Genomic DNA, 25,465 nt, shown 5'->3' with positions numbered 1-25,465 from the left:
ATTCCGAAACATGACACGACAGATTCGTAATATTGCCATTATTGCCCACGTGGACCATGGCAAAACCACCCTCGTTGACCAGTTGCTGCGCCAGTCCGGCACCTTCCGCGAGAACCAGCAGGTAGATGAACGCGTAATGGACAGCAACGATCTTGAAAAAGAGCGTGGCATTACCATTCTGGCCAAGAACACCGCCATCGACTATGAAGGCGTGCACATCAATATCGTGGACACCCCGGGACACGCCGACTTCGGTGGCGAAGTGGAACGTGTACTGGGCATGGTGGACGGCGTGCTGCTGCTGGTCGACGCCGTGGAAGGCCCGATGCCGCAAACCCGTTTCGTGACCAAGAAAGCCCTGGCCCTGGGCCTGCGTCCGATCGTGGTGATCAACAAGGTAGACCGTCCGGGCGCACGTCCGGACTGGGTGGTAGACCAGACTTTCGACCTGTTCGACAAGCTGGGCGCCACCGACGAACAACTGGACTTCCCCATCATCTATGCTTCCGGCCTGAACGGCTTTGCCAAGCTGGAACTGGATCAGGAATCCGACAATATGCGTCCGCTGTTCGACACCGTGCTCAAGCACGTGCCGCTGCCGAACGGTAGCGCAGACGCTCCGCTGCAACTGCAGGTGTCCGCTCTCGACTACTCCACCTACACCGGCCGTCTGGGCCTGGGTCGTATCCTGAATGGCCGCATCAAGCCGGGTCAGCAGGTGGTGGTGATGAACCACGAAGAACAGGTTGCCGCTGGCCGTATCAACCAGCTGCTGGGCTTCAAGGGCCTGGAGCGCGTGGAAGTGGCTGAAGCCGAAGCCGGCGACATCGTGATCATTTCCGGTATCGAAGACATCGGTATCGGCGTCACCATCTGTGACAAGGATCAGCCGGCTGGTCTGCCGGTACTGTCGGTGGACGAACCGACCCTGACCATGGACTTCATGGTGAACTCCTCGCCGCTGGCCGGCACCGAGGGCAAGTTCGTGACCAGCCGTCAGATCCGTGACCGTCTGAACAAGGAACTGCTGACCAACGTGGCGCTGCGCGTTGAAGAAACCGAAGACTCCGACGTATTCCGCGTGTCCGGTCGTGGTGAATTGCACCTGACCATCCTGCTGGAAAACATGCGTCGTGAAGGCTTTGAAATGGCCGTGGCCAAGCCGCGCGTGGTGTTCAAGGAGATCAACGGCGAGAAGTGCGAGCCGTACGAAAACCTGACCATCGACCTGGAAGATGATCACCAGGGTGGCATCATGGAAGAAATCGGTCGTCGTCGCGGCGAACTGACCAATATGGAATCCGACGGCATGGGTCGTACCCGCCTGGAATACCATATCCCGGCGCGCGGCCTGATCGGCTTCCAGTCCGATTTCATGACCATGACCCGTGGTACCGGCCTGATGAGCCACGTATTTGACGACTACGCACCGGTGAAGCCGGACATGCCGGGTCGCCACAATGGCGTACTGATCTCCCAGGAAAACGGTGAAGCCGTGGCTTACGCACTGTGGAAGCTGGAAGATCGCGGCCGCATGTTCGTATCCCCGGGCGACAAGCTGTATGAAGGCATGATCATCGGCATTCACAGCCGTGACAACGACCTGGTGGTCAACCCGGTCAAGGGCAAGCAGCTGACCAACGTGCGCGCCTCCGGCACTGACGAAGCGGTTCGCCTGACCACGCCGATGAAGATGACGCTGGAATCGGCAGTTGAATTCATCGACGATGACGAACTGGTGGAAATCACGCCGAAGTCCATCCGCATCCGCAAGCGCTACCTGCAAGAGCACGAGCGTCGCAAGATGAACAAGCAAGCTTCCTGATCTTTCAGCGGAGTGACAAAAGGCAGCCAATGGCTGCCTTTTTTTGCAACTGACTTTATATGTAAGTAAATATTTAGTTGACTAGGGGTTATTTGATAGATATAAATCGAAATGCGAGGTTCCCGCCTCGTATCTATCCCCGCTAAACGTTGATCCCGGCCTGTGCCGGGATTTTTTTGTCTGTCGCCTACAGGGTCAGCGCACCGGGGACGGCGTGGCTGGCGGGGGCTGCGGGCGTCATCCTGACATCCATCGCAAGCAGCAGGCAGAGCCTGATGGCACGGATCACCGCGATATTGACATCATCCCGGCTGAGCGCCAGTGCGGCATCCTGTGCAGGGTGGTCATGCAGAATGCTTTCGCGCCGCCCCTGCAGGGTGTCCAGCAGCGGGTCCTCCACATAGGCGAGCAAGCTGTTTTCCTGCGGAAAAAGCAGCTTCAGCCACAAGCGCAGCCGCTCCACGCCGCGGATATTGTTTTCTTCCAGCAGGATGCTGCCCAGTTTGTGCTGTATGGCAAAGTCGTGCCGTTGCAGCACTTCGCTGCGAAACAGCTTGTCACGATGAATGGGCTTGAGCTGCTCCAGTGCATCCAGCAGCAGCAGCGGCTGACGGTTACAGCTCTGCTCGATGAAGTCGCGCAGCAATGCTTCGATGATGTCCCAGGCCAGTGCGGCGGCCAGCGCATTGAGCCGCTGGAACACCGCGCCACCATGCTGGCTTTCGATAAAGCCAAACACCTTGCGCATTTCCTGTTCCAGCTGATTGAGTCCGTCCTCGCTGCGAATCAGCTCGGCAAAGGCCAGCTCCCCCAGCTGTTCACTCAGCCGGGCAGCCTGGCTGGCATAGACCATGTCAAAGGGTAGGCACAACATCGACTTGATGGCAAAGATCCGCTCCAGCGCACCCAGGCACAGCTGGCGCAGTGGCGGATCAGGACAGCGGCGGATGATGGCTTGCAGCTTGAGCTGCAGTTGGGAAAACGAAGCGGCACTGCTATAGGTCACGCTGTCTTTCATTGCCTCACTCATCTGCACCATGCCCGCTGGTATTCGGATATTTGTTTAAATTGTTTTAATTATTGCAGGATGGATGAGACTTGATTTGCCGGTCTGCGTCAAGTCAGCGCAACCCCAGCCCTGGCTTGCCCATGGTGCGGCTATTCCACCAGCAGCATATTGGCGCGTATCCAGCCGCTATCCGCGGCTTCGAAGTGCCACCATTCGCTGGCAATGCCGTGGAAACCGGCTTGTTGCATGCAAGCACGCAGCAACAGGCGTCGCTGCAGCTGCGGCTGGGTCAGCAGGCCGGCCTGCAACATCTGCCTTTCCTGGGCGGGTTGTGCCAGCAGGGAAAAGTCATCAAAGCGGGTGCCCATGTCCTGCTCCTGGCCATGCTCGTCCTCCAGCGTGACATCCACCGCCATGCCAAAGCTGTGGATGGAGCCGCGTGCCGGGTCGGCTACATAGATATGCTGCGGCGTGCCCTTCACCCGCTCCCACAGCAGGCGCTGCACCCGTCCGGGCCGCAATGCATCCAGCACCCGCAAGCGCCAGCCCGGCCGTTCTTCTTGCAGGATGCTCGCGGCGCGGGCGAGCTGGCTGGCGGCCTGGCGGTGCAGCAGGCCGCCATCGAAATCGCCATACAGCTTGTGCCCGATGAAGTTGTCCGCGCTGGCATAGCGCAAATCCAGCAGGATGCCCGGCATCTGGTGGATTGAGATGTATTCCGGATGATTGAGTACGTCTTCCAGCTGGATGGTGGTCAGGGGCATGGGGGGATTCCGGTTGAGCGGGGCAGGTGGCGGCAGATGGCCGGCATGTTGACGGCATGACGGATTGTATCTTCCACCAGCGGGCAGAACCAGGCAATGCGCCGCGGTTGCGGATGGGCCGGGCCGTCATTGTTTGGCTCGGTGGCCGGCTCCATGGCTGTGCTTTCGGTTATCATGCGGGCTTTGCTGGCTGGCAATGCCGCAAGCACGGCATGAGGGAGAGAATGATGAAGCTGCACACGCTGTTTCTGCTGGCGGGTCTGGGCACAGCAGCCCTGCCGGCACTGGCTGCCAAGCCCCTGGTGTTCTGCGCCGAAACGGCACCGGAAGGCTTTGATCCGGCACTATGGGATAGCGCATCTACTTATAATGTGACCCGGCAGATTTTCCAGGGACTGGTTGCATTCAAGCGCGGCGGGGTGGACATCATGCCGGCACTGGCCAGCAAATGGGAAATATCGGCAGACGGTCTGAGCTATACCTTTCACTTGCGCAAGGGCGTGAGGTTTCAGCACACCGACTACTTCAACCCGACCCGCCCCTTTTCGGCCGATGATGTGGTGTTCACCGTGCAGCGCTGGATCAGGCCCGAACTGCCTTTCAACACAGCATTCAAGACCCAGTTGCTGGGGCCGGCCAATTACGGCATTGCCCAGTCGCTGGCCAGCGTGCAGAAGCTAGACCCCTACACGGTGCGGCTGCAGCTGAAAGAGCGCAACGCCACCTTTCTGAGTTTTCTGGCCATGGGTTTTGCCGGCATGCAGTCGGCCGAATATGCCGAACAGCTGTTGCGGCAGAACCGTGCCGCCGACATCAACCAGCTGCCTGTCGGCACCGGGCCCTACCAGTTCAAGAGCTACGCCAAGGACTCGGCGGTGCGCCTGCAGGCCAATGCCGACTACTGGGGGCGGCCGCAACTTACCCGCAGCCTGGTTTTTGCCATCGTCACCGATCCGCAAGTGCGCATCCAGAAGCTGAAGAACAATGAATGCCAGCTGGCCGCCGCAGTGCGCGAAGCCGATCTGGACAGCCTGCAGGCCGACCGCAACATCAAGGTGGACAGCACCGGCGCGATGAATATTTCCTATCTGGCCTACAATCTGAAACGGCCGCAGCTGGCCAGTCGCGATGTGCGGGTGGCACTGGACATCGCCATTGATCGCGACGCCCTGTTCAAGGCGCTGTTTCCCAGGGGAGGCGCCACGCAGGCGGTCAATCCTTTCCCGCCGGCGGTGTGGGGCTGGAATGGCAAGATCCGCAATGAGTACAATCCGGCACGCGCACGGCAGCTGCTGGCCAGGGCAGGCTATCCGGATGGTTTCAGCATCAATCTGTGGGCCTTGCCGGTGCAGAGGCCAACCAACCCCAATGGCAAGCTGATGGCGCAAATGATCCAGCAAGACTGGGCCAGGATAGGGGTCAGGGCCACGATCCAGAGTTACGAGTGGGGCGAGTATCTGAAACGGGCAGGGCAGGGCGAGCATGATGTCTATATGAGCGGCCTGACCAGCGACTCCGGCGATCCGGACGACTTTCTGTGGACCGCGCTCTCCTGCAGTGTCAGCAAGAATGGCCAGCGCTTCTGCAATCAGGAATTTGACCAGCTGCTGTTAAAAGCCCGCCAGACCAACGACCGCAAGCAGCGCACGGCCTACTATCTGAAAGCGCAGGAAATTTTCAAACGCGAGCGACCGTGGATCACCATGGCGCATTCACGCATTTATATTCCGATGCGCAAGGAAGTACAGGGCTTTGTGATGAATCCGAACGGCTCGTTCGGCTTTGAGGATGTCTATGTGAAATAGGCCGCCCCTGGCTGGCAGCGGGATTATCCCCGCTGCCAGCCAAGTTCTGGCTTGTTGACTGCCTTGGCAGTCTGCTCCCGCTTGCACGCATCTTCCCCGATGTGTTCGCACACCGTTGCCGGCACCTTCCCCAAGGCTTGCCCGGCAGGTTTCACAGCAATTCAGACGGCTGGCATATCTTTGCCTGCTCGCTGTATCTGTTAGTCCTATCTTACTTGTTTCCTGGATGCGTCCAAGAAAATACACGTCAAATTAGTGAAAATACCTAAGTAAACATACTTAGTGTTGCACTTATGTCATTATTAATAATTAAATAATTTAAAATTACCCAGTTATTTGATTTAAAAGCTGCTATTTTCTGACGAAAATGCTGCCCATCAATCAATGAGCCTCCCGGCTTTACCAAAATTTACCTGCATATTGGCAAGCATACAGTCGCGTATGTATTTAAAATAAGCCAACTGAATGACTGGGCAGGCAGACCCGGCACAGTGCAGTTCTTCATCTTCCTTCAAGCCCTGGAATGTTTATGCACATCAAGCAAGCATCACCCGCTCTCAAGCTTGTCGCCGCCTTGCTGCTGTCGGCTGCACTGAGCAGCTGCGGCAAGTCGCAAAACGCCGGCATGCCGGCTGCCGGCCCGGCCAGCGTCGGCATCATCACCCTGCAAGCACAGGACACCATACTCAGCCGCGAGCTGCCGGCACGGATTTCCGCCTTTACCGTGGCCGAAATCCGCCCGCAAGTCGGCGGCATCATCCAGAAGCGGCTGTTTACCGAAGGCAGCGAGGTCAAGGCCGGACAGGTGCTGTACCAGATCAATCCGGAAACCTACCAGGCGGCCTACCAGACTGCCCAGGCCAGCCAGGCCAAGGCCGAGGCGACCCTGGCCTCGGCCGAGCTGAAGGCCAGGCGCTATGCGCAGCTGGCAGAAATCAAGGCCATCAGCAGCCAGGACAATGACGATGCGCATGCTGCCTTGCTGCAGGCGCGCGCCGACCTGGCCACGGCCAAGGCGGCCGTGGAAACCGCCCGCATCAATCTGGCTTATACCCGCATCACCGCGCCGGTCAGCGGCCGTATCGGCAAGTCCAGCGTCACCGCCGGTGCGCTGGTGACGGCCAACCAGACCACGGCCCTCGCCACCGTACAGCAGCTCTCCACTGCCTATGTCGACATGACCCAGTCCAGCACCGAGCTGCTGCACCTGCGCCGTGACTTTGCCAAGGGCGCACTGCACAGCCAGCCGGGCAAGGCCAAGGTGAAGCTGATCCTGGAAGATGGCAGCGAATATGCCAAAGAAGGTGAGCTACAGTTTTCCGATGTCACGGTGGATGCCAGCACCGGCATGGTGACCTTGCGCGCCACCTTTGATAACCCGAATGGCGAGCTGTTGCCGGGCATGTTTGTCCGTGCGCGGCTGGAGCAGGGTGTACGCCAGCATGCCTTGCTGTTGCCGCAGCAGGCCGTTACCCGTAACCAGAAGGGCGAGGCCGTGGTGATGGTGGTGGGTCCGGACAACAAGGTGAGCGCCCGCATCATCAAGACCAGCCAGACCGTGGGTAATAAATGGCTGGTGGACAGCGGCCTGCAAGGGGGCGAGCGCATCGTGGTGGAAGGTCTGATGAAGGTGCAGGATGGCGCCGTCGTCAAGGCGGAACCCCTCGCTGCCACTGCTTCTGCCGCCAAGTAAACCGGGAAAAGAGTCATGTCGAAATTTTTTATTGACCGGCCGATCTTCGCCTGGGTGATCGCCATCGTGATCATGCTGGCCGGCTTGCTGTCGATTCGCAGCCTGCCGGTGTCACAGTACCCGGCCATCGCGCCGCCGCAGATTGCCATCAACGCCACCTATCCCGGTGCTTCGGCCAAAACCGTGGAAGACAGCGTGACCCAGGTGATCGAGCAGAAGATGCAGGGCATCGACCACCTGCGTTATATGAACTCCACCAGTGACGACACCGGTGCGGTCACCATCACCATGACCTTCGATGCCGGTACCAATCCGGATACCGCCCAGGTCCAGGTGCAAAACAAGCTGCAGTCTGCCATGGCGGCCTTGCCCACCGTAGTGCAGCAGCAGGGCATTACCGTCACCAAGTCGGCACGTAACTTCCTGATGGTGGTGGGTTTTGTCTCGGAAGACGGCAGCATGAACGGCACCGACCTCGGTGACTATGTGGCCAGCAATCTGCAGGACACCCTGAGCCGGGTCAATGGCGTGGGCGAAGTGTCGCTGTTTGGTTCGCAGTATTCGATGCGCATCTGGCTGGACCCCAACAAGCTCAACAGCTACCAGTTGACCACCGGCGATGTCACCACCGCCATTACCGCGCAAAACGCCCAGGTATCGGCCGGCCAGCTGGGCGGCCTGCCGGCCAGGCCGGGCCAGCAGCTGAACGCCACCATCGTGGCGCAGACGCGGCTGTCCAGCCCGGAGCAGTTTGGCAACATCCTGCTGAAGGTGAATGCCGATGGTTCGCGCGTGCTGCTGAAAAACGTGGCGCGCATCGAACTGGGTGCCGAAACCTATCGCACCAAGGCCCTGTTCAATGGCAAGCCGGCAACCGGCGTGGCCATCAAGCTGGCCAGCGGTGCCAATGCGCTGGATACCGCCCAGGCCGTGCGCAACAAGGTGACCGAGCTGTCCGCCTACTTCCCCAAGGGGGTGAAGGCGGTGTATCCGTATGACACGACGCCGTTTGTAAAAATCTCCATCGAAGAAGTGGTCAAGACTCTGGTGGAAGCCATCGCCCTGGTGTTTGTGGTGATGTATGTGTTCCTGCAAAACTTCCGCGCCACGCTGATTCCCACCATTGCCGTGCCGGTGGTGCTGCTGGGTACTTTTGGCGTGATGGCGGCCACCGGCTTTTCCATCAATACCCTGACCATGTTCGGCCTGGTGCTGGCCATCGGCCTGCTGGTGGATGATGCCATCGTGGTGGTGGAAAACGTGGAACGGGTGATGAGCGAGGAGGGCTTGCCGCCGCGCGAAGCCACGCGCAAATCCATGGGGCAGATTACCGGCGCACTGATCGGCATTGCCCTGGTGCTGGCGGCGGTATTCGTGCCGATGGCTTTCTTTGGCGGTTCTACTGGCGTCATCTACCGCCAGTTCTCCATTACCGTGGTGTCGTCGATGGCGCTGTCGGTGCTGGTGGCACTGGTACTGACCCCGGCGCTGTGTGCCACCCTGCTCAAGCCGGTAGAGAAGGGCCATGGTGTCGGCCATGAATACACCGGCGTGTTTGGCTGGTTCAACCGCACTTTCGACCGCAATAGCGAGCGTTACCAAGGCATTGTTGGCCGCATGCTGAAAAAATCGCTGCGCTACATGGTGATTTATATCGGCATCATCATCGCCATGGCGGTGTTGTTCATGCGCTTGCCCACTTCCTTCCTGCCGGAAGAAGACCAGGGCATCCTGTTTACCCAGGTGCAATTGCCACCGGGTGCCACCCAGGAACGTACCGATGCCGTCTTGCTGCAGGTGCAAAAGCATTTCCTGGCGGATCCGGCGGTCAATTCGCTGTTTACTGTCTCCGGCTTCGGTTTTGCCGGTAGCGGCCAGAACATGGGCCTGGGCTTTGTCCAGCTCAAGCCCTGGGATGAGCGCAACCGGCCAGACCTCAGCGTGAAGGCGGTGTCCGGCCGTGCCATGGCTGCCTTCAGCCAGATCCGCGACGCGATGATCTTTGCCTTTGCGCCTCCGGCCGTGATGGAACTGGGTAATGCCTCCGGCTTCGACCTGCAACTGCAAGACCGTGCCGGTCTGGGACATGACAAGCTGATGGCTGCGCGTAACCAGCTGCTGGGCATGGCGGCCAAGAACCCGCTATTGATGGCGGTGCGTCCCAATGGCCTGAGCGACAACCCGCAATACCTGCTGGATGTCGACCACGAAAAGGCCAATGCGCTGGGGGTGTCGGTGGCCGACATCAACAGCACGCTCAGCACGGCGGTCGGTTCCACCTATGTCAACGATTTCATCGACCGCGGCCGTATCAAGAAGGTCTATCTGCAGGGTGATGCGCCTTACCGCATGTCGCCGGAAGACCTGGGCAACTGGTATGTGCGCAACAGCGGCGGCAGCATGGTGCCATTCTCGGCCTTTGCCAGCTCGCACTGGGGCTTTGGCTCGCCACGACTGGAGCGTTACAACGGCCAGTCGTCGGTGGAAATCCAGGGCTCTCCTGCTCCTGGTGTCAGTACCGGCACCGCGATGAGCGAGATGGAAAACATGATCAAGCAGCTGCCGGCCGGCATCGGCTACGAATGGACCGGCCTGTCCTATGAAGAGCGCCTGTCCGGCTCGCAAGCGCCGGCGCTGTACGCCATTTCGCTGCTGATTGTTTTCCTGTGCCTGGCGGCACTGTATGAAAGCTGGTCGATTCCCTTCTCGGTGATGATGGTGGTGCCGCTGGGGGTGATCGGTGCCTTGCTGGCAGCCAGCCTGCGTGGCCTGTCCAATGACGTGTATTTCCAGGTGGGGCTGCTCACCACCATTGGCCTGGCTTCCAAGAATGCCATTCTGATCGTGGAATTTGCCAAGGAGCAGCAGGAGCATGGCCAGGAGCTGATTGCCGCCACCATGGAAGCGGTACGCATGCGCCTGCGCCCCATCCTGATGACCTCGCTGGCCTTCATTCTCGGCATCTTGCCGCTGGTGATCAGCCATGGCGCGGGCTCTGGCAGTCAGAACGCCATCGGCACCGGGGTGATGGGCGGCATGATCTCCGCCACCGTGCTGGCGATTTTCCTGGTTCCGGTATTCTTCGTGGTCATCCGTCGGCGCTTCCCGCCCAGGAAACGGGCGGATGAGCTGCATGGCATCAGCAAGGAGGGCCTGTAATGTCCCGATTCATCAAACTGTGCAGCCTGTCGCTGTTGGCGACTGCACTGGCGGGCTGCTCGCTGATTCCGCAATATCAGCAGCCCGCGTCGCCGGTAGCGGCGCAATGGCCGAGCGGCCCGGCCTATCTGGGCGTGCCTGCCAGCACGGCGGGCAGCATCCCGGCTGATCAGCTGGCCTGGCAGCAGTTTTTCAGCGATCCGGCCATGCGGCAGCTGATCACACTGGCGCTGCAGAATAACCGCGACCTGCGCGTGGCGGCACTGAATATCGAAGCGGCGCGCGCGCAGTACCAGATTGAAAAAGCCAATCTGTTTCCTGCGGTCAGTGCCAGCGGCAGCGGCAATAATCAGCGGATTTCTGCCAATGCCAGCAGCACCGGCAGTGCCTATACCAGTCACAGCTACAGCGCCGGCATTGGCTTCAGCGCTTACGAGCTGGATGTGTTCGGCCGCCTGTCCAGCCTGAAACAACAGGCGCTGGAAAACTATTTCTCGCTGGAGGAAACCCGGCGCAGCACGCAGATTTCGCTGGTGGCCGAAGTGGCCAATGCCTATCTGACCCTGCTGGCCGACCGGCAGCACCTGCAAGTGGCGCAACAAACGCTCAAGTCGCAGCAGGCTTCCTACGAACTGACCCGGCGCAAGCTGGAGGTGGGCGCGGCAACCGAGCTGGACCTGAGCGATGCCGACACCACCGTACAGACGGCACTGGCCGACCAGGCCAGCTATCAGCGACAGCTGGCACAGGATGAAAACGCACTGACCCTGCTGGTGGGCAGCAGCATTCCGGCGGACATCCTGCAAGGTGGCGATCTGGAAACCCAGGGCCGGCTTGCCGATGTACCGGCCGGCCTGCCGTCCGCGCTGCTGCAGCGCCGTCCGGATATTCTGGCGGCAGAGCACGACCTGAAAGCGGCCAATGCCAATATCGGCGCGGCGCGCGCCAGGTTTTTTCCCAGCATCAGCCTGACCGCCAGTGCCGGTGCCAGCTCCAGCAATCTGTCCGATCTGTTCAAGGCCGGCAGTGGCAGCTGGTCGTTCAGCCCCTCGCTCAATCTGCCCATCTTCAATGCCGGCAGCCTGAGCGCCAATCTCGAGTCAGCCAAAGTGGCGCGGGATATCGCGGTGGCCAAGTACGAAAAGGCCATTCAGACCGCCTTTGGCGAGGTGGCGGATGCGCTGGCGGTGCGTGGCACGGTGGGTACCCAGCTGCGCGCGCAGCAGGCGCTGGCACAGGCCAGCCAGCGCAGCCTGCAGCTGTCCGAGGCCCGCTTCAAGGTGGGGGTGGATAGCTACCTCACCTTGCTGGTGGCCCAGCGCAGCCTGTATGCTGCGCAGCAAAACCTGATCAGCACCCGTTTGTCGCAGGCGTCCAACCTGGTGACCTTGTACAAGGTGCTGGGTGGTGGCTGGCAAGCGCCGGATCAGGCTGGCTAAGCCAAGACCGCCATGCCCTGCGGCGTGGCGGTTGCAGACCCTATTCCAAAGGCCGGGCGATGCACCCGGCCATGATTCCGGTGATGACAAGATGGCACGCAAGACCAAAGAAGAAGCAGACAAGACCCGGCAGCTGCTGCTGGATGCTGCCGAGCAGCTGTTCTGGGAGCAGGGCGTCAGCAAGACCACACTGGCGGGTATCGCCGAACATGCCGGGCTGACTCGTGGCGCCATCTACTGGCACTTTGATAACAAGTCAGACCTGTTCAACGCCATGTGCGAGCGGGCCTTTCCCCGCTTCGAGGAAATGATGCAGGCGCTGCTGGCCGAGGACTATTGCCCGGAGCTGAGTCCGGCGCAGCGTTTGTGGCAACACTGCTGTGAAGTGCTGCAGCTGGTGGCCACCAGTCCGCGCATTGCCCGCGTGGTGGGCATCATCAACCTGCGCTGCGAATTTGTCGGCGAAATGCAAAACTCCTATCTGCTGGATCGCACCTGGCTGAGGGACAAGGTCGGCAATCTGCACGCCATGCTGACGCAAGCAGCGGAAAAAGGGCAGGTCAGGCCGGGTATCGATCTTGCCTGTGCCTCCGGCTGCCTCCATTCGATGATTTGCGGCCTGGTCGACAGCTGGATGATCAACCCGCAAGTGGTCGATCTGGAAAGACATTGCGAACAGCTGCTGACGCCATTCTTTGCCGGCGTGTTTGTCGCCGATTGCTGGCTACCGGCCGCACGGTAAGCCGCAGTATCTGATTTTCCCTTTGCAGCAATACTGGCTACACTGTCATGGTCATGCCCTGCCTGTCTTGTCAGCCAGGCTGTCGGCATGCTGGCCATCATTAGCGGGGGCTCGGCCAGACAGTCGTTTCAGTCAGAGAGTGAATCATGTTCAAAAAAATATTCGGTGGCTTGCTCGGGCGGGGAGAGACGGCAGCAGACAGCCTGCCAGCGCAGCCGCAAACCGTGGTCGAAGAGGATGTTGCCGTCCAGGCCGCTCCCTTCAGCCTGCCGCAGACACTGGGCTTTGTTTCGCACCAGCCCATTCAGGATCAGTCGCAACGCATTGTCGCCTACGAATTTGCCGTCAAGGACAGTGTGGCGGTGTCCCGGCCGGCCGCCAGTCGCCGCAGTTTCGACCAGTTGCTGTTCAATACCTTGAAAAACATGAATATCTTCCGCCTGCTGGCTTACCGGCGGGCATTCATTCATGTGTCACTGGCCTCGCTGGATGATTTGCTGCAGCAGCAACTGCCAGCCGCCAGCGCCATTTATCTGCTGGAGCTGCAGGATGGAGAACAGCTGGCCGATACCCTGATGCCACAGCTGGATGCGCTGCGGGCCGCCGGCCTGCGCTTTGCCGTGGAGCCGGCACGCTACGGCACGGCTCCGGTCGCGCTGGCGCTGTACCAGCGCGTGGATTACATGGTGCTGGACTTTGCCGCGCCCAATACCCGGGCATTGTTCCCCTTGCTGGAGCAATTGCCGCAACGTTATCCGCAAATGCGCTGGCTGGCGCGCAATATCAATACGGCCGAAGAACTGGCGCTATGCCGCCACTCGCCCAATAGCGACCGTTTTGCACTGTTCCATGGTTCTTATCTGTCGGTGGCGCAAAGCCGGGTCAGTCAGAAAGAAGCCGCCAGCCAGGGCAGGGTGCTGGAAATCATGCGCCTGCTGCGTGCTAATGCGCCGGTGGCCGAGATAGAGGCCCAGTTCAAGCTGGATTCCTTACTGCTGTTCAAGCTGCTGCGCTTTGTCAATTCGCCGGTGAACGGCCTGTCGCGCAAGATCCAGACCATCGACGAGGGGCTGATGCTGTTGGGACGCAGCGCCTTGTTCAAGTGGTTGTCATTGCTGCTGTTCAGCTCGGATGGCGACAGCGGGGCAACCCTGTCCTTGCTGGAAAAGTCCTTGATCCGTGCCCATTTCATGGAGGAGCTGGGCATCATTCGTGGCAACAAGCTGGAAGCCGAGCACCTGTTTCTGACCGGCATGTTTTCCCTGCTGGGTGATTTGCTCAATCTGCCGCTGGCCGAGGCGCTGGAGCCGCTCGACCTGCCCTTTATGATTTCGGATGCCCTGCTGCAGCACAAAGGGCTGTTTGCCGCCCCCTTGCAGCTGGCGATGGCTTGCGAGCAGGACGATGGCGAAGGCATTGCCGAGCTGGCCGGGCAACTGGAGATCGAGCTTGACCAGGTGAGCAGCGTATATATGGAAGCGGTGGTGTGGGCGCAAGAGGTGCTGAGCGAAAGCGAAGTGCAGAGCAATGTGGAGGGGGTGTAGCGCCCTATCCAGCGGAGCTGGCCTCGTTGTAGTTGTAAGGGGTGGGGCAGGGCAGTTGGCATGCTTGCTGCCCACCGCCCGCAATCCGCTACTGCTCGCGTGAGCGCTTGCCGGGCTTGCTCCAGTTGACGGTGGCCTGATGCCGGTCATCATCTTCGGTATGCAGATAGCGCCGGGTGGTTTCAATCTGCGCATGCCGCAGGTTCTGGCTGACGGTCAGCAAGGGCAGGCCGGCTTCCAGCTGATGCGAGGCCGAACTATGCCGCAGCCAGTGGGTGGTGGCATGTTCCAGATTGGCGGCAATCTGGCTGTGGCCGTTGGCGCGTGCATCATCCGCAGCAGATTTCATGATGGACTTGATGATTTTGTACAGCGAATCGGCGCTGATGGCGGCCATCTCGCCATACACACTGCACACCAGTGGCGTGGTTTCAGCCGGCGAGGGCAGGGGAGTCAGCCCCAGGAAACGGCGATAACGCTGCAAGGCGGTCAACAGCGCCGCCGGCACCGGCACCAGCCCTTCCTTGTCACCCTTGCCGGTCACCCGGAACCACCAGTTACCCCGGATCAGCCGGATGTCTGCCATGCGGGCCGTCGGAATTTCGCGCAAGCGGGCTGCTGTGTAGTAGTACAGCGAGATGATCCACAAGGCGCGCTCGGCATGGCGCTTTTCCCGCTCGGTTTCCGCCGGCAAGGTTTCCAGCCAGTCGAACAGGAAATCTATGGTTTCTTTTTCCAGCAGACGTTCGTCATGGATGACCCGTGCGTCGGGTGTGCGCCCGCGTTTGAGAGCGAACGGGTTGTGGCGCAAATAGCCGGCTTCAACCAGATAGCGGAACAAATTGGCCAGAATCACCTGGGCCTGCAGGCAGGAGGACGCTGACAGGCCGTGTTTGTGTGGCGACCACTTGGCAAACGGCTTCCAGTCCGGGTGGCTGCGCGGCCGGGTTGGCCCGCACCAGCTGATATCCGGATTGCGCAGAAACTCGCTGTATTCCAGCACATCATCGCGATTGATGTCCGACAGGTTCTTGCCACGTTTGAGCGAGGCCCATAACAGGAAGCGCTCGGCTTCCTTGCGGTAGGAGTCCAGCGTGCGCGGCCGCTGGCGATATTCCTTGAGCCAGGTGCGCACAGCCTCGACATCGGAATCAGCATCGATCAGACAGGCACCTTGCTGGCGATTCCAGCCATGCGCCGCGGCAGGCTGCAATGTGGCCGAACTGGCTGTGGCAGTATCGGCATCCGTCTCAATAATCAAGGCAGGGAAATTCAATCAATCACTCCGGCAGCAGTCAAATCCGCCATGCGGATGCTGGTTGATTTGTAATTATTCATTGAAATAAATATCAACATTATGTGGATAATGGTGAATTATAACCAGCTTTTGGCCAACTCGCCTGCTGTTGTCGACACGCTCATTTCGCCGCCAGCGCAGCCATGACCGGGCCTGCATGCATGCAGGCACGCCAGGCTCGCAGGGGAGGAGTGGCCCTGCCAGCCCGCAGCAGGCAACCGGGCGCGGGCCTGGACAGTATCCTGCCGACTCCCGGTGTCGCCGATCGGCCACGACCGCCCATTTCCGTCCATGCCCGCCATGCCATACACCACATCAGCGAAACACCCGATACCCAGCTGTTGGCAACGGATTTTCTGCATGGCGTGCTGCATGTCGCGTCTGCTGCTTGCACGACCACCAGCGACTGCCGGATGCATGATGGCCAAGCAGCCTTGCCATGCCTGCAGCCCTATGTTCGACCTGATTCGAAACAGTGCTGGGCGAGCTACTGGCAAGCAATGCACAGCCTGCTGGTCCGATGGTTGGCTGTGCGCGTCATGCAGGGACAGGTGACTGTGGTCTGTCTTGCCAGCCGTACAGCAGTCATCCAATGCAATCAACTGCGTGCTCAGGCAAAACCTCCTGTCAGCAAGCCGTGTTTAGACAGTCTGGTGTGCAAGCTGATGTGTACAAGGCGCTCCCATCCGGCAGGCTGGGCTTGATGATGCCTTGCCTGTTGTACTGGATCATGCCCGATATCATATTTGACATAATATATATTATACGAACCGCGCGAACTCTCTTCCTTCAACTCTTCTTCACACCTTACTTCCAAAGCTGCACGCTCTAGCATCTCGCTTACTTGCCATGTTGGAGACTCGACTTGCAGCAGCTTCTTGTAGTGCATCACGATTTCCCCAAGCTCAGACCAGTCACCATGTGCATGATGACCGACAAGCTCTTGCATAAAGCCAAAATACTGCTTAATGAAATGCTTGGCGCGAGACTCTAAGCCAGTGTCACGAATCGGCTGTTCAGCACGTACGCGTTCAGCAGGTTGCCGGAAAAAATACTCTGAGAATCTGGCAAACGGCGTCTCACACCAAAGCGAAAAATAATCGCCCTGGGCGAGCTTCTTAAATGCATTGCGTTTAGCCGGCTTGCCGTCTGGTCGGTACTGAACTTCGGCCCGTACCCAATTCCAAGCATCCTTGCGTTTGAGTTGTTTGCCCTTTTCGTACAGCCGGAAAAGATACTTCTGGCCAGAGCCGACATACAGCGTGCTACCGTTGCCGGTGGCACAGTCGTTAATCTCACGTACACCCGGCTTGCGGCCTCGCTGGCCACCTGCAGACCAGTTGTCCACCTCATTAACAACATACGACCGGGCATCAAGGTAGAAATCCTGCGCCTCGAAATCAACAGCAAAGTCAGCGCGGGACATCAGGAAGGCATCAGCGCCAAAGCAACGCAGGAGCAAGGACAGCGCGACCGAAGACAAAGGCCCGGAGCGATCAAACATTATCGTCCCCTTTTGAGACTCGCCACCCTCATAAACCGTGACAATCGGGTCAGACGTAAAGAGCGAGTCTTCATGGACTTGGTAGGCGTAGGTATAGCCGAATTTAGGCCGTACTGGCTTGATAAATAGATTTTCGAGTTTGAAGGCTTCAACAACAGTGCGGGAATTCAATAACTCACTGATTACAGTGAGGTAATCAAGCTTGATGGGGAGCAAAACCCCGTCTGCGTCGCGAGACAGGCAGCTCCTTGAGGGGTATTTGGACCCCGTGTTACATATAACGGGGTCCTGCACTTGCGCAGACGCTGGCGCGTGGTAGAATTCGGACATGGTTTCACTCAGTCGAGTTGAGAGGAACTTAGAACCCCTGTTGAGTTGGCGCTCATCAGGGGTTTCGCTTTTGGTACTTCTTGCAGCGAGGCAATCAAGCCCCTTGGTTGAAAAGCATAATATTCCCTAAACGGGAATACGTAAAGAACGCTCGCCGCTGGGCAGCTCCGGGGGATGTTTGCAACCTCCCCCGGCGCAGCCGGGAGCTTATGGGACTGGTCAGGGCGTCAAGGGCATGAATCCTCGCCCGGTCCCTGTAAACAGGGCTGCGGCCTCCGGTTCAACCCTTGACACCCGGCTAGGTGAAATATTGCCGAGAATGGATCTATAAAAGGCAGATTATTGCTATTACTGCAGTAAGAAATACGGGTTTTGGGGTCGGCGCCGGGCTGGCCGGGGACGAGCTGGAGCAGATCGACAGCAATAAAATGCTAAACGCGACGGCGGATAACTCTACGCGCCAAACGTCGAAAAATGGGATACGTGACAAGGCGAAGCCAAGGCTCAGCCCAATGAAGCAACAAAGGGGCAAGTGAAGCAACAAGACCGCCGAAGAAGCCGGCACCAATAGCGATCTGCAGGACAGCAGACAGCGGTATAGAAATCAGGTCCATTCAATTCGCGGCAGATGCTGCCGCCCTCCTCTTTTTCATCTCAAGGCCCGGACGGCGCAGATCGTCAAAACGGTTTCCCTGCGGGTCAGAGTCGCCGAACTCAAGAGAACGTGCAGCCTGCCCCACCTGCTGGCCTTGCAGCGGGTATTGGCGAGGCTGGTTGGTCTCAGGAACTACGCTACGCGGTTCAGCATAGCGGTCATCCCTGCGCGCCTGCTGATCATCAACATAGGGGTCAAACTCCGACCGCTCTACCCTCGCCTTGCACTTGTCCAGGGGGAGATCAACAGGCGTACCCTGTTGAGTGAAACAGCCACACTTCTTGGTACTGGCAATGCAAGCAACAATACGTGGAAAGGTACGCGGCACAGCCAAGTCGTCGTATCGCGGAGCAGTCTCAGGAGAATCTGGAATACGGGGAATCCTCTCCTGAATGGCCATTAAAATGGTTTTCGGAGGTTTCCCCCCGGCGCTGACCGCCCCACCTTGTAAGGGGGAGCCAGCCCCCGACTGTTGTGGGTTCGGAGCGCCGGGCGCAAGCTGCGCTTGCATCTGGTGAGGCGTCACCCAGAACATCTGGTACAGCTTCCAGCCCAGAAAGCCCAAAGCAAATACAACGAATACGGCGAGAATTAAAAGCTGCTTGAGCTTTTTAGGCATCTGGAATTTATGGGTGTGGGCTTCGGCACTTTTGTACCAGCTGTAAACTTCCTTCGGAAAAACGAATACCTTGTTATCCAAGCATGATTTAGTCGCAGAACGAGAGTTCGGGTTTTCTTGGCAACCCTCTTGCCATGTAAGCAATGTCGAACGCTGAGCGCCAAACTGACGAACCAAATGACGATGCGTCCCCACAAGTTTACGGATATGAGCATCCATAAGGCTTGGATGCTGAGTAATAAGAACAACGTCGATACCGAGGTGACGGTGTGTTTCGAACATTGATACATGCTTTGGAACAACGCCACCTGACCGCCTAACGCCAAATATTCTTTGGCACTCATCAATGACCACAATGGCCTCAGCAGGTAATTCATACCATTTTTCAGGGTCCTCCAGTTCAATCCAGCCAAGCAATTCTTTGCCTTTGTCAGATAGTGGAATGCCTGAGTAATAAACTTGACGGTTTTCATTATCAGCCTTTTCTTTAAGCCATTGGAGAGTAAATAAAGTTTTACCACTGCCCGGTGTTGCGGTTATAAGGTAAATCATTTTATAAACCCTAGAATAACAATAATGGAAAAAATAAATGAAATATTTAGAGATATAAAAGTTAGAACGGAGAGTAAATTATGATGATTAAATGACTTTTCAGTAAGGAGTGCGAAAATTAAAGAAGCAATCAACCACGATAGAGGAAAAATAAAAAAAGGCACGGTTGACATCACTTGCCCCCAAATCCAGAAAACTTAATCTGCGAGAAATTACCAGCCTTATCCATGCCGGTTAATGTAAGGCGGATTGTATAAGCGCTAAATAATAACGAGAAACAAACACCAAGACCGGACATTCCAAGAATGTTTACAGCATCAGAACCAAAGCCGGATGTGAAGCCCATAATCGCCGTTTTCAATTTACCGACGATTAAATTAACACCAATAAATGTGACAGAACCAACGCCAATTGCGGTAAGTATACGAGCAATAAGCGCATTCAAAATTGAAGTGATCACACCCCAAACAACAGGAATCAACCAAGCTGGCATGGTAATTACCTCTTGAGAATAATAGCGCCAGCAACTAAAAAGCCGCAGGCAATAACAGCAGGACGTAAGCGAGAAACAATGTCACAGAAAGGGCTGTAATCAATAGACCAATTCCACTCAGTAATGTAAAGCGGGACAACAACGACTTTAGGCGCAGGGCAAGCACCACCACCAAAGAAATCAGTGGTATCAAGCATGGAAGAAATATCACCACCAGAACCGGCGAGGGAAGAAGGTGACGAACCGTCAGGACCAGACAAACCACCGCCTAAATTACAAACCCAATCAGGCATGCCAGTACATGAACCAGGGTCTTGAGTACCAGAGCCGGAAGCATCACCCTTGCCAGAAGATGGACTAGAAGCGTTTCCACCAGTCGAATTAGAACCACCTGATGATGAAGATCCACCATTGTTTGAATTAGATGGAACTGGATCTCCGGGTTTTGAATTTGGGTCAACACAAACAGTCTGCTGACCCGTAGAAATTTTATTCCAACCAGAAGGACAATTAGCGTTGGGGTCAGGTTGAGTATTGGGATAGCACTGCAAAGAGCCAGATGAATTAATAGAACCAATATATCCAGTGGCGCAATTTCCATTAGCATCTTTGCCAGTAGAAGAATCAGCAACGGGGGCGGTGGAAGGCGGAACAGGACCACCGCTATAACATCCAGCTACGCCATTAACAGAACCGTAATACTCACCGGGACCGCATGCGCCGGAATTTGCTGGCTGATTTTGCATTTCAGTAGGGTCAGAAACATTACAAATGTTCCCGTTATAAACCCAAGAGCCAGAAGATGGAAAAGAACGGGCAGCAGTGCAGCCGATAGTTTTATCCATAGAACAACCGGAGGGTGTGGGGTAATGATTATCACAAACACGAGTTCTACCATTGACAATATCGTTATAGCTTGAATCAAACGAAAGCGAGTGACCTGCATTAGATCCACAATATGAAGCCATCTGTGAAGCAGTACACGTTGTGGTCGAAGGATTGGATTGAGAAGAACTACAAGTTTTCTGATCAGATGAAGGGGTATAACCAGAAGGACAGGAATAAGTAACGACAAAGGTTCCGGAATAAATACCAACAGACCAATTAATTCCTTGAGTCTGCAACGAACAATCGGAAAGATGAAAATGATTACAAACCCAAACTGGATCATCAGTAGTAGAGCCAACCCACAACTGGTCACCAGCATAAACAGCTGCAATTTTGTTAGTTATTGTCGCTGTAGAAGGAATCGAATCTGCATGACTAACGGAAGAGAATCCAGCCAGCCCCAACAAAAGCAATAATAACGAAATAGCCCGCCACATTACGCACCCCTGTCACAGAATAAAAAAAGGGTGGCAGATGCCACCCCTGCCAGTTCAAGCTGGACGATTAAGTGCGGGCCAGAGCGCCCTTAACCATGCCATACAGCTTGATCAGACCCTGGACGCCCAGAACAGCGGCACCGATAGCGGCGACCGCAGCCAGACCAGTACCGATGAGAGTAACCAGACTGGAAACATCGACACCGGTAGTAGAGTCAGCAAAGGCCGGAACGGCAACAGCAGTAGCAGCAGCAGCTACAACAACACCACGGCCAAAGCGGCCAACACGGAAAATGTGTTTCATGTGTTTTCACCTTGAGAAGATGCGAGGAAATTGCCGATATTCCTGTAGAGCCAGGCACTGCCCCAAACGAGTAAGATAGAGCCGGAAATAAGAGCGCCATCAGACAAGGAAAGAGGCGGGAACATCGGCTGCAGGGCAGCTACCTCTTGCGGGGAAAGCAAAAGGTAGCCTTGACACGACTGGGGAGAGTCAGTCGTGACATTCAGGGAGCCAGTGGGCTGCTGCACGACGCACACGCTCATTGCGCCACCTCCCCGTGGGGCGTAGCCCCTTCCGTGTCGGCTGCGCCAGCGCGTGTATGTGTCGTTTGGCAGACCATGGCTTATTGTTCAATTGCGCGGAGGACGTTTTGAACCGGGCGACGGGTGACACGTTCACCGGTTTCCTTATCGGTAGCCTGAAATGACTTACCGAAGTAACCAGTGACATCGACAACGACTTGCACGTCATCGCCGGATGCGCCAAGGCGTTTCTTAGAGGAGATTTCACACACACCGGGCATGCTGAATTCGTCAGCAGCGGGAATCAAAATGACGGTATGAGTGAACTCACCGTTGCGCCGTGCTTCTTTGATGCGGCCAACGATGAGAGCGCGATTTGCATTGGGACGAGCTTGGGGTTCAGCCATGGGAAACCTCTACAGTGAAAGTGCGGGAGTGATAACCGCTAAACGATATGCGAACAGTCAAGGAGCCTGCCAAGAACAGACAGTCAGACGTAAAGCCATGCGAAGACTTGCAAACCGCAAAGGCTACAGAACGGTACATTGTAGGCTCCCGTTTAGTCCCTAGAAGGGACTATCAAAACAGGAGTTTAGTCCCTAAAAGGGAATAATGAAACAAAAGGAAAGAGAAAAGGTGAAAAATTTTTGCGAATACGTGGAAGAAATCAAGAAAAAACAAGGAATTACGAGCAATTACGGTGTTGCCAAACAGCTACTAATAGACCCAAGAAAGATAGGTCTAATAATAGAAGGGAAAAGGCATCCGCCACCGATAGCAGCCTATCGCATAGCGGACATTCTAGAACTAGACCCAACAGAAGTAAGGGCTTGTTTGGATTACGAAATGACGAAAGACGAGCAGGCGCGAGAATACATAAAGTCAGTTTTTTTTCGACGCGCGCGGAACGTAGCATAGGTGGTGCAAGTAGTTACTGGCACGACAAACGCAGACGTAGGAACAAAGGTTTTTTCATAGTGTGATATGACGGCGTAGTGTGTCATAAGCCCCTATTATGCGAACTTACGTAAACCACGGCACAAAGCCAAACCATGCTCTTGCCGTGGTCATGTCCGGCTTCTCACCCGGCTTGTGGCCCGCTACCATAGCTGGCTTGACCCACCCGCACAGAAAGACAAGCATCATGCAATACCGCAAGTTGGGTGATACCGATGTCTCGGTCAGTGTAATCGCACTGGGCACCATGACCTGGGGTGAACAGAATACTGAAGCCGAAGCGCACAGCCAGATCGATATGGCGCTGGCGCATGGCGTCAATCTGATCGACGCTGCCGAGATGTATCCGGTACCGCCACGGCCGGAAACCCAGGGACTGACCGAGAGCTATATCGGCAGCTGGCTGAAGAAATCCGGTTTGCGTGAGCGCATTGTGCTGGCCAGCAAGGCTGTGGGTCCGGCGACTGACCCCAAGCGGCCAAGCCACTTTCGGGATGGCAAGCCACACTTCGACCGCAAGAACCTGACACGGGCGCTGGATGACAGTCTGCGCCGCCTGCAAACCGATTATCTGGATCTGTATCAGCTGCACTGGCCGGATCGCACCGCCAATACCTTTGGTGCGCTTGGCTTCCCCTGGCAGGACGATCCGGATGGCAGCACGCCGATCGAGGAAACACTGGCCATTCTCAAGGAGTTTATCGATGCCGGTAAAATCCGTGCCATCGGCTTGTCCAATGAAACGCCCTGGGGCTTGGCCCAGTTTCTGAAAGCCTCGGAAAATCTCGGCTTGCCGCGTGTGGTGAGCATCCAGAATCCTTACAGCCTGCTCAACCGGCTGTTTGAGATCGGCCTGTCCGAGTTCAGCCGGCGGGAAAACATTGGCCTGCTGGCGTATTCGCCGCTGGCTTTTGGCGTCCTGTCCGGCAAGTATCTGCACGGCGCGCGCCCTGCCGCTGCGCGCCTGACGCTGTTCGAGCGCTTTACCCGCTATAGCAGTGAAGGCGCCGCGCTGGCGGCGCAGGCTTATGTCGAACTGGCGCAACGCCACGGCCTGAGCCCGGCCCAGATGGCGCTGGCCTTCGTCAATAGCCGTCCCTTCGTCACCAGCAATATCATTGGTGCGACCACCCTGCCCCAGCTGCAGGAAAACCTGGACAGCATTCATCTGACACTGGATGAAACCGTGCTGCAGGAGCTGGAAGCCATTCACAGCCGCATGCCCAATCCCTGCCCCTGAAACCTGCCATTGCGGTGCCGAGCAATAACAAAAAAGCCCTGATCAATCAGGGCTTTTGCTTTGGCAGACGTAAGGGCCTGGCTTATTCGATGTCTTTTTCGCGCTGATACATGGCGTAGCTGAAAATCGGCCAGCCGGATGCCAGCGCTTGTTCCAGTGTCAGCTGTTGCGGCTGCCAGTGTTCCGGCTGCTCGTCATCGAATTCGCCGAATACGTCGTACAGGGTGGCGGACAGCACATCATCCAGTTCGTCGGCGGATTTCATCTCCACCACGATGAAATCGTACATTTTTTCCCATTCGCTGGAATTGCGCATCGGGATCTTGAAGAACACCATACTGTTACTCCTGTTATCAATGCGGGCCGCAAGGCGGCGACCCTGTTTCATGTTTCGCCGGGCGCTATCTTACCATTTGCGCGGCATTGTTCATCCCCCGTCTGCGACAAGCAGGCAGGCCCGGAGTTTGTGCGCTCTTTGCTGCCGGGCCGCCTCACTCGTCGCTCCCCTCTTCCGCGCCGGCGTCCAGCAAGTGCCCCGGTAGCTGCTTGTTGGGTTTGATGCCCATCTTGCGCAGTCTTTCCGCACTGGATAGCAAATTGCCGCGGCCGCTGGAGAGTTGCCTCATCGCATCGCCAAAAGTGTCGCGGGTGCTGTCCAGCTGCTTGCCCAGCTTTTCCATATTGCCGACAAAGCCAGCCAGCTTGTCGTACATGGCACCACTCTGCCGGGCAATTTCCTGGGCATTCTGGTTCTGGTATTCGTAGCGCCAGATGCTGGCCACCGTGCGCAGGGTGGCCAGCAGGGTGCTGGGGCCGACAATCATGATGCGGCGTTCGAAAGCCTCATTGAACAGGCTCATGTCATGCTGCACCGCCAGCAGGTAAGCCGGCTCGACCGGGATGAACATGAAGACGAAATCAACGGTATTGAGATGGTAAAGGTCCTGGTAGCGCTTTTCCGACAAGCTGCGGATATGCTGGCGGATGGCCGCCACATGCAGCTTCAGCTCTTGTTCGCGCACGACTGCGTCATCGCTGGCCACATAGCGTACATAGGCATTCAGGCTGACCTTGGAATCAACCACCAGCTGCTTGCCTTCCGGCAGGTCGATCACCACATCCGGCTGATAGCGTTTGAGGCCATCTTCGGTCTCCACCACATCCGACACCTGTACCCGGTATTCGCGGTCACGGCTGAGACCGGATGTTTCCAGCACCTTTTCCAGCACCATTTCGCCCCAGCCGCCCTGGGTCTTGTTGCTGGCACCGGTCAGTGCCTGGGTCAGGGCCACCGCGTCCTGGTTCAGCCGGGTATTCAGCTCCTGCAGGCGACGCAATTCATGCTCCAGCGTCAGCCGCTCTTTGGAATCCTTGTCATATGTGTCCTGCACCAGCTTGCCAAAACCCTGGATGCGTTCGTGCAACGGCCCCAGCATGGCACCGATGTTTTGCTGGTTCTGCTCGGTAAACCGTTTGGACTTTTCTTCCAGGATGTCGCTGGCCAATGCCTTGAACTGGTTGCCGAGCGTTTCGCGCGCTTCGCTGAGCAAGGCCAGTTTTTCGGCAGATTGCTGTTTTTCCTGTTGCAACAGGGTTTGCAGCTCCTGCTCCCGGCCGCCCAGTCGCACCACTTCCTCGCCGTACTGGCGCAGTTGCTGCTGCTGTTGCTGCCATTCGCTGCGCAGTTGCTCCAGCTGCCTGGCCTGCTCCTGCCGGCTGGCCCAGTGTGCTGCGGTTTGCTGTTGCGCCTCGTTCAACTGCTGGCGCAAACCGGCCAGTTCTTGCTGCAAGGCACCCTCGCGTTGTGCCGCCTGTGCGTAATTGTCCTGCGCGGCCTGCAGCTGTGCCTGCAAGGTGGCTTCGCGCTGCAGCCATTGCTGGTATTCCAGCTGCTGGCGGCGTAGCAGCTGGTAACGCGCCAGCAGCAGGCCGCTTGTCGCGCCCAGCAATATACCCAGTGCCAACTCAATCATCGGTTCTTCCTGCAG

General features: G+C 57.2%; 20 protein-coding genes. 9 read left to right on the top strand and 11 right to left on the bottom strand.

The window, feature by feature from the left end:
• Positions 1-10 precede the first annotated feature (10 nt).
• A complete protein-coding gene (gene typA, locus JHD64_RS06880; protein ID WP_059285947.1) occupies positions 11-1,825 on the top strand; it encodes a translational GTPase TypA in 1,815 nt (604 codons plus the stop codon).
• A gap of 187 nt (positions 1,826-2,012) precedes the next feature.
• Here typA and JHD64_RS06875 read toward each other — a convergent pair whose 3' ends face one another.
• Complete coding sequence (locus tag JHD64_RS06875; RefSeq protein ID WP_199052720.1) at positions 2,013-2,843, bottom strand: hypothetical protein; 831 nt, start codon at positions 2,841-2,843, stop codon at positions 2,013-2,015.
• Positions 2,844-2,983: 140 nt separating this feature from the next.
• Positions 2,984-3,598, bottom strand: coding sequence for a M15 family metallopeptidase (locus JHD64_RS06870; protein ID WP_059285945.1), 615 nt, complete (start codon positions 3,596-3,598; stop codon positions 2,984-2,986).
• A gap of 224 nt (positions 3,599-3,822) precedes the next feature.
• On the opposite strand from JHD64_RS06870, the gene JHD64_RS06865 reads away from it, so the two are divergent.
• From JHD64_RS06865 to JHD64_RS06840, 6 genes are all read left to right on the top strand, one after another.
• Positions 3,823-5,403 carry an ABC transporter substrate-binding protein gene (locus JHD64_RS06865; protein WP_199052719.1) on the top strand — a complete coding sequence of 527 codons (1,581 nt, stop codon included), beginning with the start codon at positions 3,823-3,825 and terminating at the stop codon, positions 5,401-5,403.
• A 529-nt stretch (positions 5,404-5,932) separates the two neighbouring features.
• Entirely contained in the window at positions 5,933-7,096 is a 1,164-nt protein-coding gene (locus JHD64_RS06860; RefSeq protein ID WP_199052718.1) for an efflux RND transporter periplasmic adaptor subunit, read from the top strand.
• A gap of 15 nt (positions 7,097-7,111) precedes the next feature.
• Positions 7,112-10,255: an efflux RND transporter permease subunit gene (locus JHD64_RS06855; protein WP_199052716.1), complete on the top strand. Its 3,144-nt coding sequence runs from the start codon at positions 7,112-7,114 to the stop codon at positions 10,253-10,255.
• Positions 10,255-11,694, top strand: coding sequence for an AdeC/AdeK/OprM family multidrug efflux complex outer membrane factor (adeC, locus tag JHD64_RS06850; RefSeq protein WP_199052715.1), 1,440 nt, complete (start codon positions 10,255-10,257; stop codon positions 11,692-11,694). The genes JHD64_RS06855 and adeC overlap by 1 nt, the downstream gene beginning before the upstream one ends.
• A 91-nt stretch (positions 11,695-11,785) precedes the next feature.
• A complete protein-coding gene (locus tag JHD64_RS06845; RefSeq protein WP_146215896.1) occupies positions 11,786-12,436 on the top strand; it encodes a TetR family transcriptional regulator in 651 nt (216 codons plus the stop codon).
• A gap of 146 nt (positions 12,437-12,582) precedes the next feature.
• Positions 12,583-13,980 (top strand): EAL and HDOD domain-containing protein, encoded by a 1,398-nt coding sequence (locus JHD64_RS06840; RefSeq protein ID WP_199052713.1) that lies wholly within the window; start codon positions 12,583-12,585, stop codon positions 13,978-13,980.
• 88 nt (positions 13,981-14,068) lie between these two features.
• Here JHD64_RS06840 and JHD64_RS06835 read toward each other — a convergent pair whose 3' ends face one another.
• The 7 genes from JHD64_RS06835 to JHD64_RS06805 all read right to left on the bottom strand — a co-directional run bounded on the left by JHD64_RS06835 (position 14,069) and on the right by JHD64_RS06805 (position 21,687).
• The gene (locus tag JHD64_RS06835; RefSeq protein WP_233170372.1) at positions 14,069-15,241 is read right to left on the bottom strand and encodes a tyrosine-type recombinase/integrase; all 1,173 of its coding nucleotides are present in this window, start codon (positions 15,239-15,241) and stop codon (positions 14,069-14,071) included.
• 646 nt (positions 15,242-15,887) lie between these two features.
• Positions 15,888-16,997 (bottom strand): replication initiation factor domain-containing protein, encoded by a 1,110-nt coding sequence (locus JHD64_RS06830; protein ID WP_199052711.1) that lies wholly within the window; start codon positions 16,995-16,997, stop codon positions 15,888-15,890.
• A 728-nt stretch (positions 16,998-17,725) separates the two neighbouring features.
• On the bottom strand, positions 17,726-18,937 hold the full coding sequence (locus JHD64_RS06825; RefSeq protein WP_199052710.1) for a zonular occludens toxin domain-containing protein: 1,212 nt from the start codon (positions 18,935-18,937) through the stop codon (positions 17,726-17,728).
• Between the two features lie 172 nt (positions 18,938-19,109).
• Complete coding sequence (locus tag JHD64_RS06820; RefSeq protein WP_199052708.1) at positions 19,110-19,430, bottom strand: DUF2523 family protein; 321 nt, start codon at positions 19,428-19,430, stop codon at positions 19,110-19,112.
• A 5-nt stretch (positions 19,431-19,435) separates the two neighbouring features.
• Complete coding sequence (locus JHD64_RS06815; protein WP_199052706.1) at positions 19,436-20,755, bottom strand: virulence factor TspB C-terminal domain-related protein; 1,320 nt, start codon at positions 20,753-20,755, stop codon at positions 19,436-19,438.
• Positions 20,756-20,822: 67 nt separating this feature from the next.
• Positions 20,823-21,059: a major capsid protein gene (locus JHD64_RS06810; RefSeq protein ID WP_199052705.1), complete on the bottom strand. Its 237-nt coding sequence runs from the start codon at positions 21,057-21,059 to the stop codon at positions 20,823-20,825.
• Positions 21,060-21,381: 322 nt separating this feature from the next.
• Entirely contained in the window at positions 21,382-21,687 is a 306-nt protein-coding gene (locus JHD64_RS06805; protein WP_199052704.1) for a hypothetical protein, read from the bottom strand.
• A gap of 205 nt (positions 21,688-21,892) precedes the next feature.
• On the opposite strand from JHD64_RS06805, the gene JHD64_RS06800 reads away from it, so the two are divergent.
• Positions 21,893-22,198, top strand: a complete 306-nt coding sequence (locus JHD64_RS06800) for a hypothetical protein (protein ID WP_199052703.1) — start codon at positions 21,893-21,895, stop codon at positions 22,196-22,198.
• A 226-nt stretch (positions 22,199-22,424) separates the two neighbouring features.
• Positions 22,425-23,477 carry an NADP(H)-dependent aldo-keto reductase gene (locus JHD64_RS06795; protein WP_199052702.1) on the top strand — a complete coding sequence of 351 codons (1,053 nt, stop codon included), beginning with the start codon at positions 22,425-22,427 and terminating at the stop codon, positions 23,475-23,477.
• 82 nt (positions 23,478-23,559) lie between these two features.
• Here the strand turns inward: JHD64_RS06795 and JHD64_RS06790 are convergent, their stop codons facing one another.
• Positions 23,560-23,814, bottom strand: coding sequence for a hypothetical protein (locus JHD64_RS06790; protein ID WP_199052701.1), 255 nt, complete (start codon positions 23,812-23,814; stop codon positions 23,560-23,562).
• 154 nt (positions 23,815-23,968) lie between these two features.
• A complete protein-coding gene (rmuC, locus tag JHD64_RS06785) occupies positions 23,969-25,450 on the bottom strand; it encodes a DNA recombination protein RmuC (RefSeq protein WP_233170371.1) in 1,482 nt (493 codons plus the stop codon).
• Between the last annotated feature and the right edge of the window lie 15 nt (positions 25,451-25,465).

Source organism: Aquitalea sp. ASV15 (assembly GCF_016429115.1).
Taxonomy (GTDB): Bacteria; Pseudomonadota; Gammaproteobacteria; order Burkholderiales; family Chromobacteriaceae; genus Aquitalea; species Aquitalea magnusonii.
This window is presented reverse-complemented; position numbering and strand designations above follow the sequence as displayed.

Coding starts and splice junctions, on each gene's coding strand:
- typA (WP_059285947.1), top strand. CDS start 11: ATGACACGACAGATTCGTAATATTGCCATTATTGCCCACGTGGACCAT.
- JHD64_RS06875 (WP_199052720.1), bottom strand. CDS start 2,843: ATGAAAGACAGCGTGACCTATAGCAGTGCCGCTTCGTTTTCCCAACTG.
- JHD64_RS06870 (WP_059285945.1), bottom strand. CDS start 3,598: ATGCCCCTGACCACCATCCAGCTGGAAGACGTACTCAATCATCCGGAA.
- JHD64_RS06865 (WP_199052719.1), top strand. CDS start 3,823: ATGATGAAGCTGCACACGCTGTTTCTGCTGGCGGGTCTGGGCACAGCA.
- JHD64_RS06860 (WP_199052718.1), top strand. CDS start 5,933: ATGCACATCAAGCAAGCATCACCCGCTCTCAAGCTTGTCGCCGCCTTG.
- JHD64_RS06855 (WP_199052716.1), top strand. CDS start 7,112: ATGTCGAAATTTTTTATTGACCGGCCGATCTTCGCCTGGGTGATCGCC.
- adeC (WP_199052715.1), top strand. CDS start 10,255: ATGTCCCGATTCATCAAACTGTGCAGCCTGTCGCTGTTGGCGACTGCA.
- JHD64_RS06845 (WP_146215896.1), top strand. CDS start 11,786: ATGGCACGCAAGACCAAAGAAGAAGCAGACAAGACCCGGCAGCTGCTG.
- JHD64_RS06840 (WP_199052713.1), top strand. CDS start 12,583: ATGTTCAAAAAAATATTCGGTGGCTTGCTCGGGCGGGGAGAGACGGCA.
- JHD64_RS06825 (WP_199052710.1), bottom strand. CDS start 18,937: ATGATTTACCTTATAACCGCAACACCGGGCAGTGGTAAAACTTTATTT.
- JHD64_RS06820 (WP_199052708.1), bottom strand. CDS start 19,430: ATGCCAGCTTGGTTGATTCCTGTTGTTTGGGGTGTGATCACTTCAATT.
- JHD64_RS06815 (WP_199052706.1), bottom strand. CDS start 20,755: ATGTGGCGGGCTATTTCGTTATTATTGCTTTTGTTGGGGCTGGCTGGA.
- JHD64_RS06810 (WP_199052705.1), bottom strand. CDS start 21,059: ATGAAACACATTTTCCGTGTTGGCCGCTTTGGCCGTGGTGTTGTTGTA.
- JHD64_RS06805 (WP_199052704.1), bottom strand. CDS start 21,687: ATGGCTGAACCCCAAGCTCGTCCCAATGCAAATCGCGCTCTCATCGTT.
- JHD64_RS06800 (WP_199052703.1), top strand. CDS start 21,893: ATGAAACAAAAGGAAAGAGAAAAGGTGAAAAATTTTTGCGAATACGTG.
- JHD64_RS06795 (WP_199052702.1), top strand. CDS start 22,425: ATGCAATACCGCAAGTTGGGTGATACCGATGTCTCGGTCAGTGTAATC.
- JHD64_RS06790 (WP_199052701.1), bottom strand. CDS start 23,814: ATGGTGTTCTTCAAGATCCCGATGCGCAATTCCAGCGAATGGGAAAAA.
- rmuC (WP_233170371.1), bottom strand. CDS start 25,450: ATGATTGAGTTGGCACTGGGTATATTGCTGGGCGCGACAAGCGGCCTG.